Annotated in this window: 12 protein-coding genes; 6 read left to right on the top strand and 6 right to left on the bottom strand. The window is 27.0% G+C overall.

From position 1 onward, the window contains the following. Positions 1–14 precede the first annotated feature (14 nt). From I1A51_RS10235 to I1A51_RS10210, 6 genes are all read left to right on the top strand, one after another. Positions 15–1802 (top strand): vWA domain-containing protein, encoded by a 1788-nt coding sequence (locus I1A51_RS10235; RefSeq protein WP_196893571.1) that lies wholly within the window; start codon positions 15–17, stop codon positions 1800–1802. Between the two features lie 41 nt (positions 1803–1843). Further along, on the top strand, positions 1844–2335 hold the full coding sequence (locus I1A51_RS10230; RefSeq protein WP_196893569.1) for a hypothetical protein: 492 nt from the start codon (positions 1844–1846) through the stop codon (positions 2333–2335). 116 nt (positions 2336–2451) lie between these two features. Beyond that, a complete protein-coding gene (locus I1A51_RS10225; RefSeq protein ID WP_196893567.1) occupies positions 2452–2943 on the top strand; it encodes a hypothetical protein in 492 nt (163 codons plus the stop codon). Continuing rightward, positions 2940–4001: a DNA polymerase beta superfamily protein gene (locus tag I1A51_RS10220; RefSeq protein WP_196893565.1), complete on the top strand. Its 1062-nt coding sequence runs from the start codon at positions 2940–2942 to the stop codon at positions 3999–4001. Before I1A51_RS10225 ends, I1A51_RS10220 begins: the two co-directional genes overlap by 4 nt. Beyond that, positions 3985–4563: a hypothetical protein gene (locus I1A51_RS10215; protein WP_196893563.1), complete on the top strand. Its 579-nt coding sequence runs from the start codon at positions 3985–3987 to the stop codon at positions 4561–4563. Before I1A51_RS10220 ends, I1A51_RS10215 begins: the two co-directional genes overlap by 17 nt. A gap of 126 nt (positions 4564–4689) precedes the next feature. Further along, positions 4690–5187 (top strand): hypothetical protein, encoded by a 498-nt coding sequence (locus I1A51_RS10210; protein ID WP_196893561.1) that lies wholly within the window; start codon positions 4690–4692, stop codon positions 5185–5187. 4 nt (positions 5188–5191) lie between these two features. Here I1A51_RS10210 and I1A51_RS10205 read toward each other — a convergent pair whose 3' ends face one another. The 6 genes from I1A51_RS10205 to I1A51_RS10180 form a co-directional block, all read right to left on the bottom strand. Beyond that, positions 5192–6007 carry a DUF1853 family protein gene (locus tag I1A51_RS10205; protein ID WP_196893559.1) on the bottom strand — a complete coding sequence of 272 codons (816 nt, stop codon included), beginning with the start codon at positions 6005–6007 and terminating at the stop codon, positions 5192–5194. 3 nt (positions 6008–6010) lie between these two features. Further along, a complete protein-coding gene (locus tag I1A51_RS10200; protein WP_196893557.1) occupies positions 6011–6706 on the bottom strand; it encodes a hypothetical protein in 696 nt (231 codons plus the stop codon). Positions 6707–6769: 63 nt separating this feature from the next. Continuing rightward, positions 6770–7588, bottom strand: coding sequence for a prolipoprotein diacylglyceryl transferase (gene lgt / locus I1A51_RS10195; RefSeq protein WP_196893555.1), 819 nt, complete (start codon positions 7586–7588; stop codon positions 6770–6772). A 26-nt stretch (positions 7589–7614) separates the two neighbouring features. Next, entirely contained in the window at positions 7615–7887 is a 273-nt protein-coding gene (gene yidD, locus I1A51_RS10190; protein WP_196893553.1) for a membrane protein insertion efficiency factor YidD, read from the bottom strand. 241 nt (positions 7888–8128) lie between these two features. After that, entirely contained in the window at positions 8129–9613 is a 1485-nt protein-coding gene (gene cysS, locus I1A51_RS10185) for a cysteine--tRNA ligase (RefSeq protein WP_196893551.1), read from the bottom strand. 127 nt (positions 9614–9740) lie between these two features. Further along, positions 9741–12788, bottom strand: coding sequence for a T9SS type A sorting domain-containing protein (locus I1A51_RS10180; RefSeq protein WP_196893549.1), 3048 nt, complete (start codon positions 12786–12788; stop codon positions 9741–9743). Positions 12789–13035 lie beyond the last annotated feature (247 nt).

The following is a 13035-nucleotide window of genomic DNA, read 5'->3' as shown; positions in this document are numbered from 1 at the left end:
AAAATTATATGAAAATGAACAAAAGAATTTTAATCGCTATTTTTTTTATAACAAATTTAATTTTTGCCCAACAAAAGACTGTTACTGGTACAGTTTCAGATGAGACGGGACCTCTTTTGGGAGCAACTGTCTTGATTAAAGGTACAAATACAGGTACGGAAACTGATTTTGATGGAAATTATACTATTCAAGTTGAAAAAGGTCAAACTTTAGTTTTTAGTTTTACTGGAACAGATGGTAAAGAAGTTGTAGTTGGAGATTCAAATACAATCAATGTTCAATTAAAATCTGTTAATTTAATTGATGAAGTCAATTTAGGATATGTTAAGAAGAAAAAAGGAGCAACATCGGCAGGTATTTCAACCGTTAGCTCTAAAATAATTGAATTGTCTGAAGAGAGTTATTCTACTTTTAAAAGTAATAAATTTTTAAAAGTAACTTCTAATCCGCTTTCAACTTTTTCGGTAGATGTTGATGCTGCTTCTTATAGTAATGTTAGAAGATTTTTAAATGATAATATGCTGCCGCCTTCTGATGCTGTTCGAGTGGAAGAAATGATTAATTATTTCAATTATGATTATAAAAAACCTTCAGGAAAACAACCTTTTAGTATAAACACCGAACTTTCAACTTGTCCTTGGAATGAAAAAAACTTATTACTTCATGTTGGTTTACAAGGAAAATCGATTGAACTTGAAAACTTACCTCCTTCAAATATAGTGTTCTTATTAGATGTTTCAGGGTCTATGTCTGATCATAATAAATTACCTCTCTTAAAATCTTCTTTAAAATTGTTATTAAAAAATCTACGTTCAAATGATAAAGTCGCAATTGTTGTTTATGCTGGTTCTTCTGGTGTTGTATTACCTTCTACTTCTTGTCATGAAAAAGCAAAAATCATCAATGCTTTAGGTAAACTAAAAGCTGGTGGATCTACCGCAGGAGGAGAAGGTTTAAGACTTGCATATAAAATTGCTGAAGAAAATTTCATTAAAAATGGAAATAATAGAATTCTGTTAGCAACGGATGGAGATTTTAATGTTGGAGAAAGTAGCAATGAAGCAATGGAAAAATTAATTGAGCAAAAAAGAGAAAAAGGCATTGGAATTTCTGTTTTAGGTTTTGGAATGGGAAACTATAAAGATGATAAAATGGAAATTATTGCAGATAAAGGAAATGGAAATTACGCATATATTGATAATATTTTAGAAGCCAAAAAAGTTTTGGTTAAAGAATTTGGCGGTACTTTCCATACGATTGCAAAAGATGTAAAATTTCAGTTAGAATTTAATCCTCTTTTTGTTTCAAAATACCGTTTAATAGGTTATGAAAATAGAATTTTAAATGAAGAAGATTTTGAAGATGATAAAAAAGACGCTGGAGAAATAGGTTCAGGTCATACGGTAACTGCTATTTATGAAATCATTCCTAATTCTAAAAGAAAAATTACTTCCAAACTTAAATATCAAAAAATAAATTATACGGAAGAAGCTTTAAAAAGTGAAGAATTAATTACATTAAAATTACGATATAAAAATCCTAAAAAACAGAAAAGTAAATTAATTCAAACAACGGTAAAATTTAATCCTATTCCATTTGCTAAAACAAGTTCAAATTTTAAATTTTCAGCTGCAATAGCAGAGTTTGGAATGCTTTTAAAAGATTCAAAATTCAAGAAAAATGCAACTTGGAAATCTGCTTTAAAATTAGCTAAACAAGGAAAAGGAGATGATAAAGAAGGTTATCGAAGTGAATTTATAAAATTAATTGAAATTGCAGAATCCCTTTCTGAGAATAAATAATATAGTAAAGCGAATCATTAGATTCGCTTTTAAAACTACTTATGGGGAAATATCAACATTTACATTTCAATCCAAAAACAAATAAAATAAATTTAGATTCTAATTATGTTTTTGCTTATTCAAAATCTGATGGTTTTACTTGTCGACTTTTACAAGGAGAAGTTTTAATAGATTTTAATTATAATTTCTATATGAAAATATCTATTTTTCATCATGACAATTTTCCAAATTCAAACAAGAAAAACCATGAAATCAAAGGAAAATTAGATGGAGAATTATTAAAGCTTTTTGAAAACTTTATCTATTCAGATTATTTAAATCTAAATGAATTTTATGATTATGAAAATTTTATGGTTTCTAGTACTGAAAGACATCAAATTTTAGTCAATTTAGAAAAAGATACTACAAAAGTTTCTCTTTATATGAATCTAAAGTGTTTTTCAATTGATTCTGATGAAAAAAAACATTTAATTAATCTTATTAATTACATGAATAATTGGATAGAATCTATTTATGAGAATTGGAATATTTAATTTTTATTGAAAAAGATTTTTTTCCATTCAGCTACTGAAAAATCAGTGAATACGAATAAAATAATTTTTGCTTTTCTATATTTGCAAAAAAGAAATTGTAAAAAATAAAAGTCAAAATGAGAGGAAAATTATTTGATAAATTTGCTATTATAATTAATGGTTCTATAGGAGCTTGGGCTTTGTTAATATTTATTTTCAGTTTTGCATGTACTTATTATGTTTTCCAAGATTCTGATTTTCTAATCTTAAAATTGAATGACGAAAATTCAAAAACTATTGAGGGTAAAATTGATTATATCAACCCTTTTGATACTTCTTTTTTTCATGATGAAATTTTTGCTTTTGAATATAGTTTTGAATTGAATAATCAAAAATATTTTTGGGTTTCTTTTTCTGAAATTAATAGTTTTAAAAAAAATCAAAAAGTCAAAGTAGAATATTTAATTTCAGACCCGAGTATTAATCGAATTAAAGGATTTACAAATTCTCCAATCACTAAAAAAGAAATAAAAATTCTCTTTTGGTTTCAATTACTTACAACTGTTTTTCTTGGAATAAATATCGTACTTGGTTATAAAAAATACAACAAACTAAAACATAATAAATGACAATTAAAGAATTGCGAGAAAAAGGTTGGATTATTTTAGAATGCATTAGTGGTAGCAAAGCTTATGGATTAAATACACCAACTTCTGATACAGATATAAAAGGTGTTTTTCTACTTCCAAAAGAAGAATTTTATGGGTTAAATTATATTCCACAAATTGCTAATGAAACCAACGATATTGTTTTTTACGAATTCAATCGTTTTATGGAATTACTTTCTGTAAACAATCCAAATATTTTGGAATTATTAAATACTCCAAGCGAATCAACTATTTATAAAAGTCCTGTTTTTGATAAGTTAAAATCTGAATATTTTTTATCAAAAATCTGTAGTAAAACTTTTGGAAAATTTGCTTTATCTCAAATTAAAAAAGCGAAAGGATTAAAGAAAAAAATTGTAAACCCTGTTGCAAAAGAACGTAAAAGTATTTTACATTTTTGTTTTATAAATCATGAACAAGGTTCTATTTCTCTTTTAAAGTATTTAGAAATTAAAAACTGGAAACAAGAAAATTGTGGTTTGGTAAATATTCCACATATGCAAAATATTTTCGGTTTGTATTATTCTGATGAAAAAATATATAAAGGAATTATGAAAAGTGAGATTGCAAATGAAATTTCATTAAGTTCTATTCCTAAAAATGCTAAACAAGAAGCATTATTTTATTTTAATAAAGATGGCTATTCTTCTTATTGTCGAGAATATCGAGAATATTGGGATTGGGTAGAAAAAAGAAATGAAAGTAGATATGAAAATACGCAACATCATGGTAAAAACTATGATGCAAAAAATATGATGCATGTATTTCGTTTATTAGAAATGGCAATTGAAATCGCAAAAGAAAAAAAAGTAAATGTAAAAAGACCTAACAGAGATTTTCTATTAAAAATCAAATCAGGTGAATTTGATTATGATTATTTACTAAATTTGGCAAATGAAAAACAAAAAGAGCTAGAGATTGCATTTGAAACTTCTAATTTACCTGAAAAACCAAATTTTGAAAAAATCAATCGATTGACTTTTGAAATAAGAAAAAAGCTTTATGAAAAAAGAATTTGAAAAGAGAACAAAAAAATGGAAGAAAAAGATAATTTTAGATATATCTAAGCTTTTATTACTTTATTTAGTCGCTGCTTTTTTATTATTTAATTATATAGAAAAAACGGAAAGAAGTATTCTATTTTTTTATTCTATTCTTTCTATAATTATATATATCAGGAAAGTGGTATATAAAAATCTCTATATTTTGAAAATTAAGAATGATGAAGAAAAGTTTACATTCATCTATTATTCCTTTTTAAAAGGAATTCAAAAATTAATAGTTCAAAAGGACGATTTACTAGACGTATTTTGTTATACAAACAAATTTATAATTAAACATCAAGTAAAAATTGTTTCTTGGGAAACTAAATTTTTGATAGATACTTCCTCATCAACAGATCTTATTTATAGCAACTTAGAAAACTTTAAAAGGGATGCTTCTCAAATTCTTGACGAAAATATTGAGATTATTAGGAATAAAGAATCTTTTAAATATAAAATTAAAAATGGGAAAAAGATAAGTATTCTTGTTTCTATCATTATATTAAGTTATGCATTTGTCTATTATTTCTTTTTTTAATGAATTAATACAAAAATATAGTTTAGAATAAAACATAATATTTATGAATTATAAAGATTTCTCATAAAAGATTATCTAAAAAATCATCAACTTCAAAGAACAATTTCAATCAATACATAATTTATCATGAAAAACATTTTAAAAATTAGTCTAACTTTTACTATTTTATTAATTTCATTTACTTCATTTTCTCAAAATTTTGATGTACCAAATATCAAAGATTTAAAAGAAAAAAATGATTATATAAAACATGAACAAGATGTTCTTAAAGCTGTCAATTGGCTTATAGAAACACCTATAAATCAAGAAACTGAAAAAAGAAAAAAAGTTTTAGCATTCGTTTTTGCATGGGCTAGTGGATCGCCTTATTCTTTTGAAATTCAAGAATATGTAACAAATTTTAAAGGTGAAAATTTAATCATTTTTATTGGAGGATGGGCGAAACATATTATAGAAACAAAAGATCAAAATGTTTTAAACGGAAATGTAGCTGGAGTTCAAGCTATTATTAAAACTTATGAAAATAATGAAGCAATTTCAAAAAAGAATAAAACTATTGAAAAATTTAAAAAATACCAGAAGAAAGGTGTTTTAAAACAAAAAATTCAAAAGTTAATTCAATAAAAAATCACCACCAAACCACAAAAATTTTATGAATTTCACTATTTCTAGTCTTCATCCAACAAAGTGGTGCAGACTTTTCTTGGTGAAATTCATTTATTTTTCCTTGAAATTCTATAAAATTTATCCAATTTACATTTGCCGTAGGTTCTAAAAGCCAATCAATTTTTTTTGGAATATAAAATTTTGCTTCTTTATATTTTTTTAATTCTGAAATTCTATAATAAAATCCTTCAACTCTATTATTTTCTAATAATTTTAAATCTAAATCTGAATTTGCAGGAACATAAAGTTGTCCTTTAAAAATTACTTTTTGCTCAATTTTTTCAAAGTTTAGATTTAAATATTCTAATTGATTTTTCGTTTCTTCTTTAAATAAAAGTGGAAATTGTTTTTCTTGCATTTTTTGCAATTTTAAAAGCAAACTATCTCTCCTATTTGGACCAATCCAATTTTCAATTTCATTTTCCGATTTATTCGGATCATATAAATAAAATTTATATGCAATTTCCACATGAATTGGAGTTTCTTTTTGTTTTAAAATACAATCAATTTCACCTAAAGTAATTTTATTTTTATTTATTTGAATATTTTCAGCTAATACTTCAATATTTTCTTGTTCTGTTTTTAACTGATGTAAAACAAATTTTTCAACTAATTTTCCAAGTCTATTTACTTCTTTATTTAGAATCTTATCAAATTGATTTGTCTTTTGATTTTTCAATAAAAGTTGTTGAATAGAAATCCCATAGTTTTCAAAATCAATAATAGAAGTTTTTAAATAACCCTCATATAATTTTTGAATATGTTTTGAAGAAAGCATTCGTTATTCAATTTTAAATTTAGAATTTATTTTTTGTATTAATTTCCCAAAAATAGGTATTAATTTATTTTCATTTTCTTGAACTACATTCAATAAAAAATATGTAAAAATAATAACCAAGGAGAAAAAAAGAACATCATTAATTACTAATAAATCTAATAAAATATCAAACATTTCTTTCTGAATAAAATAATTAAATGAAAAAAATATCACCCAACAAACTGTAAAATAAATTACAATTGTAAAGAAAATCGGACTATATTTAAATAATTTCTTATTTGTATAGGATTTATAAATTAAAATAGAAAAAATAATTATCTTAAATAAAAAAGCAAAAGTGATTTCTATCAGGTTTATTTTCTTTAATTCATTTGGAAGAAAAACAAAATAAACTATTATACAAAATGTAAAAAGATGGATAAAACAAAGATTAAAGAATCTTATCTTTTTATTTTTAAAAAACTCATTTGCAAATAAAATTAATGTAATTAACTCTGTAATAATTTGTACATGAGCAATCATTACATTATTTAATTTTTTTTCAGCCATTATAGCCATCAAAATACTATTTATAAAAGTAGTAATGATATACAAACAAAGTAATTTATCTTTCTTTGAAAGATATTTAAATTTAAATGGTAAGAAAAAAGTTAATATTCCTAATAAAGCAATTGGAAAATCTTCTAAAATAACACCCATAAGAAAAAAACTATGCTTCAAAGTTGAAACATAGTTTTAAATATTTTAATATTTATTTTTAATTTATTTTACAGTTTTTGTTTTTCTATACATAAAATAAAAACCAACTAAAATCATCGGAATACTTAACCATTGACCAGTATTTAAACTCCATTCAGCTCTCTCATCAACTTGCGCTTCTTTAAAGAATTCTACAATAAATCGAACTGTCCAAAGTAATACCATAAATAACCCGAAAATATATCCAATTTTCTCTTTTTTGTTTGTTTTCCAATAGGTATACCATAAAACTATAAACACAATTACATATCCAAAAGCTTCATATAATTGAGCTGGATGACGAGGAAAATCTTCTCCTAATTGTGTAAAAACAACTCCAAAATTTGAATTAGTAGGTTTACCAATAATTTCAGAATTCATAAAATTTCCTATACGAACAAAAACTCCACCAATAGCAACAGGAATTACAACTCGATCTAAGATATAAAGCATCGGTTTTTTTAAAACTCTTTTGCTATAGAAATACATTGCAACAATAATTCCGATTGCAGCTCCATGACTTGCTAAACCTCTAAATCCTGTAAATTCAAAATTTGGTGAAAATCGAAATGGTAAAATTACTTCTAATGGTTTTTCAATTAAAAATTTTGGTTCGTAAAATAAAAAATGTCCTAACCTCGCTCCCACTAATGTCGCAACCACTGTATAAATAAATAGTGAATCTAATTTTTCTAATGGAATCTTGTCATTTTTATAAATTTTCTTCATCAAGAATAATCCTAATGAAAATGCTACTACAAACATCAAACTGTAATAACGCAGCGTAAATACACCCAAATTAATCCCCAAAGAAGGATCCCATTGTATTGCTAATAATGTCATTTTTATCGTTTTCGTAAATATAAAAGTTATTTCTCTTTTTGTGTTTCTTTTTCATGAAAATCTTTCGGTTCTGGCACTGGATCGTAACCACTTCCTCCCCATGGCCCACAACTTAAAATTCGCTTTATTGCCAAATATCCTCCTCTCCACAAACCATGTTTTTGCAAAGCTTCTACTGTATAATGCGAACAAGTTGGCGAATATCGACATGTCGCTGGTGTATATGGCGAAATTGCTACTTGGTAAAATCTTACAAGTAAAATAAAAGGAAAAGCAATAATTCTTTGAAAAGTTTTCATGAATTTTAATTTAATTTGGGCATTCCCTGTTTTTCTCCTTCATCCGAAAAAGCAGGTCGGGCTTTTCATTTCAAGTCCGCAATATTTTTGCAAGTTTTTCTAATTTGTACGTGGGCTTCTAAAGTCGCCTCTGCCAACAAAGAAAAACTAACAAAAATATCTTACGGGCTTTTTATTTCAATCCCTAATGCATTTCGATTTTATTCAAAATATAATATTCTTTTTTAGAATATAAAAGGGTTTAATTCAGTGTAAAAGTTGTTCCTTCTTTCCCATCTTTTAATTGAATTCCCAATGCAAGTAATTCATCTCTAATCTGGTCAGAAAGTGCCCAATCTTTATTATCTCTTGCTTCTTTACGAAGTTTAATTAATAATTCTACAACTCCGTTAATTTTTTCTGCATCATTTTCTTCAGAAGAAGCGTTATTTCTCAATCCTAATACATCAAAAACAAATGCATGAAGAGTCGATTTAAATAATTCAAAATCTGCTTTATTTAAAGTAGCTTTTCCATCTTTCATCAAATTGATTTGCTTTACCGCTTCAAATAAATGAGAAATTAAAATCGGACTATTAAAATCGTCATTCATTGCTTCATAACACTTTTCACTCCATTCTTTCACATCAAAATTTGAAGAATTTCCAGCTTCTAACTTCTCTAAAGTATCTAAAGCTTCAAAAAGTTTTTGATATCCTTTTTCAGCAGCTTCTAAAGCATCATTTGAAAAATCTAAAATAGAACGATAATGAGCTTGTAGCATAAAGAATCGAACAACATTTGGAGCAAATGCTTTACTTAAAATATCATTTTCTCCTGTAAATATTTCATTCGGTAAAATGTTATTTCCAGTTGATTTAGACATTTTTTGACTATTCATTGTCAACATATTTGCATGCATCCAATAACGAACAGGATCTATTTCATTGCAAGCTTTTGATTGTGCAATTTCACATTCATGATGTGGAAATTTTAAATCCATTCCTCCTCCGTGAATATCAAATTCTTCTCCTAAATATTTTGTACTCATCGCAGAACATTCTAAATGCCAACCTGGAAATCCATCCCCCCAAGGAGATGGCCAACGCATGATATGTTCTGGAGAAGCTTTTTTCCATAATGCAAAATCTTGTGGATTTTTCTTATCCGTTTGTCCGTCTAATTGTCTTGTATTTTCTATAGTATCTTCCATATTTCTTCCTGAAAGTATTCCATAGTTTTCCGATTCATTATATTTCATTACATCAAAGTACACAGATCCATTAACTTCATAAGCCAATCCTTTATCTAAAATTTCTTTGATGATTTCAATTTGCTCTACAATATGCCCTGTTGCAGTTGGCTCAATACTTGGAGGAAGATTGTTGAATTTTCTTAAAATATCATGAAAATCCAATGTATATCTTTGTACAACTTCCATTGGCTCCAATTGTTCCAATCGAGCTTTTTTTGAAATTTTATCTTCTCCTGTATCTGCATCACTTTCTAAATGCCCTGCATCTGTGATGTTTCTTACATAGCGAACTTTGTATCCTAAATGTTTGAAATATCTAAATATTAAATCAAAAGACATAAAAGTTCTTACATTTCCTAAGTGGACATTACTGTAAACTGTTGGACCACAGACATACATTCCAATATTTCCCTCCACAATTGGTGTAAAAACTTCTTTACTCTTAGACAAAGAGTTATAAATCTTAATTTGATTTTCTTTATATAATTCCATTTTTTGTACCTAATTTAAGCTGTAAAGATAGCAGTTTTTCTTAAAATTTTAGCAAATAAAAAAAGCTCTATTGTTAAATTTACAATAAAGCTTTTTATGCTATTTTGAAGAAATATGTTTTTACAAATTACATTTTGATTTTCAAACTTTCATTTCCATTCTCTGTCAAAATATTTACGATATAAACTCCAGTTGTTACTTTTTTCCCAATAGGAATTCTATATTCTGACTCTTTATTATCTATGTTCACCTGTAAAATTCTTTGTCCTAATAAGTTATACAACATCACCTCTTTAATTTCTTTTTCCGTTCTTATCACTAATTCATTACTTGATGCTGTATAATAAATTGTAGAATCTAATACTTCCACATCTTCTAAATCCAATGTTTCTGTTGCTTCGAATACAATCTTAAATCTATTCCCATAAACTCCTTCTTCTAAGATTAATTCTAATGCCGATTCTGTTAATTCATATTGTGTTTGTAATTCGATATCTTTTAAAAATACTTTTGCTGAAATTCCTGACAACTCATCCAATTTAAATTGAACAACTCCATCTGATTCTACTTGAACTACTAATGGTAATTCTCTTGATACATCAAATGCTTCAACTCCTGCAATTACATATTCTTCTTCTTCCAATTGCCAGTAGAAATCTGTCGATTGCATATCAATGATTTTACTATCAAATCCATTTTCATATGAATCTGTTAATCCTGATTTAAATCCAACTGCAATCTGACGTTCTCCTAAATTCCCTGCTTCTGTATAATGTCCTAAACTTAATTTTAAAAGTCCAAATTCTATTTCTTCTGAATTTACTGTTCTTAATAAAGTTGTTTCATCACTTGATTCTGTTTTGTAAATTCTTTGGCTATTATCAAATGTAATTGTTCCTCCACTTGAAGAACCTTTTACAAAAAATCCTTGTCCAACTGGTAAATACCTCTGTGGTGTTTTTGCTCCTGATAAAACTGCTCCTGTTGTAACATGTGTTGCTTTTACAGATGTCAATAAATTCAGCGTTGCAAAGCCTCCTTCATAAGCATCAATTGTATGATCTGTTGCGGAGACTTGATCCCAGAAATATAAAGTTCCATCAATCGATCCTAAATTATCTGTGATAAATTTATGAGAATCTAATGCCGATGGATAAGGATTCCCTAATAAACTCTCATTTCCTGCTGAAATGGATGCTGTATAAGTTCCATCATTTGGCTTTCCTATAAAAACATAAGTCTCATCTCTTCCTGTTCCTTTTATTGAAAATCCTTCTCCTGCATTTACTTTCACACCGGCATCTCTAACAAACTGCCAATCCGTATAACTTGAACCATTCACAAATTTCCACATCCAAAAATTACTTAACTGTAATGGACTTGTTCCTGCATCATATGGATCTTCTGCATAAGCATATTCTGGGTGAACTGAAATCGCTGTGATTCCTTCATATCCTCCATATAAACTCATATCAAAATTCCCTCCTGTATGTAAAACATCAAATACATCATGTGAATCTGTTCCAGGAACTGAAACTGGTGAACTCAAATATTGTACTGTAAATTTCGTTGGATGTTCTGATGCTCGTTGTCTGTATAAACTTCCGGTTCCTGTTACTTTTGAAACTCCTGAGTGTTTTTGTACAATTTGTGCATCGCCTATTAAACGAATTTCTCCATCTAAATGAATCTCATCTTCTACATATAAAACAACTCCATCTTCAATTACTAAAGTATTTCCTGATTTTATTTCTACTTCTTTTACAGTTGCATCTTCAGATAATGTTGCATATGTTCCACCTGAAGTAACTTGATTATCAACTGTCATTTTCATACAACCATCCGCCATAGAAGGTGAATAATCAGAATTTGAACCATTATAATAGCTAGCTCCATCCCAATTAATTTCATAAGCGTATTCAATTGTAAAATAATCTTGGTCACTAAAATCTACATTGTCAACTGTATATACTCCATTCTCTAATGTTAAATCATAAACATCAACATTTGAAGTAAAATTAGAAGAGTTTGAAACTAATAATTTAAATTGTGTACATTCAAAAGCTTCATAATCCATTTCTGATAAATCGAAAGAAACCGTTACATTTCCAACGTTTTTTTGTTTATCAACTCTCCATTTTGCATTTAACATATGTGCATAATCTCCATTCTGCTCAAATGCTAAATCATCTAAACTTCTTTTGTTTGATCCCCAAAATAAAAATTGTGCTTGATTTCCAGAGGTAAAAATATTACTTGGATTTTTCATCTCAACAATTCCAGTTCCTCTAGATTGTAAATGTGTTGATCCATTTGAAGCTCTACCAATTCCTGCTACATGATGGTCATAATTCCCTTTACTAGAATTATCCATTTTGTAGTAATTATTTGAATTTAAAGGAAGGTTGTATTTTGCTGACAAATAATTTTCAATAATAATTCTTTCTGCAAGATTGATAACTCTATCAAAGGTAATGATTTCGGCAATATTTCCTTTGATTCCTCTATAAAAATACCTATCTGCTCCTACAAAATATCTGTGATGACTATACGTTGAACCTCCCCAAATATGACTGTAATTTGTATAATTTTCCATATTACTTTGGAAAATTCTAGAATGTATTTCGAAATTATCTGGCCTATCATGATTATTTCCATTTCCTATATCTGTTCCATTAACATAGTTATCCCCATTCATTACACCACTCGGAGTATAAGAACTATGAAATAATCTTGAATCATTACTATAACCATGTCCAAAACCATGTACATTTTTATAATTTGTAAAAGGGCTAATCCAACTATTTGTAGATTGATCTTTATAAACAATAAATATTGATCTTGGATTTAAAATTTTAGCAAATGACATGAAATCATTGCTTCCATCAAAATATAAAGTAGGATAACCGTTTAGGCTATTCGTTTTATATTTTGGTCTATTTCCTCCACTCGCTTCAGATTTGATGTTTCTTCCAGAAGCATCTCTCCATAGTGAAACGGAATTGTTGTTATTTGATGGGTTATTTCCATTCGCATCATTAAAAATATTTCTGTTTGCATCTAACCAAAGGGTTAAGTCGCTCGATCCATTTGTATTTTCAATTCCACCAGGACCTCTTTGTCCCATTGTAAGATTAAATGTAAAAAGAAATAATAGGAGTATTAATTTCTTCATATATTAATTCAGATTTTTCTAGTTATTATTAATGATTTAAGCTAATTGAGAAAATAATAAATTATCTTCTAAAGAAAGACGGAATTTTATGATAAAAATTACATCTTGAATATTAAATATTGTTTTTTTATACTGATATTCCGAATTTTAATAAAAATTTATCAAATTTCAAAATATTTTACTGGTTTTCTTAAAAACTTTCATTTTTTTTAATCATTCTGTTATTGTTTTTTATTGTGTGTTGTTT

Origin of the sequence: Aureivirga marina (assembly GCF_015767265.1) — a bacterium.
GTDB lineage: Bacteria > Bacteroidota > Bacteroidia > Flavobacteriales > Flavobacteriaceae > Aureivirga > Aureivirga marina.
The sequence above is the reverse complement of the archived record's forward strand: the minus strand, read 5'-3'. Positions and strand labels throughout refer to the sequence as shown.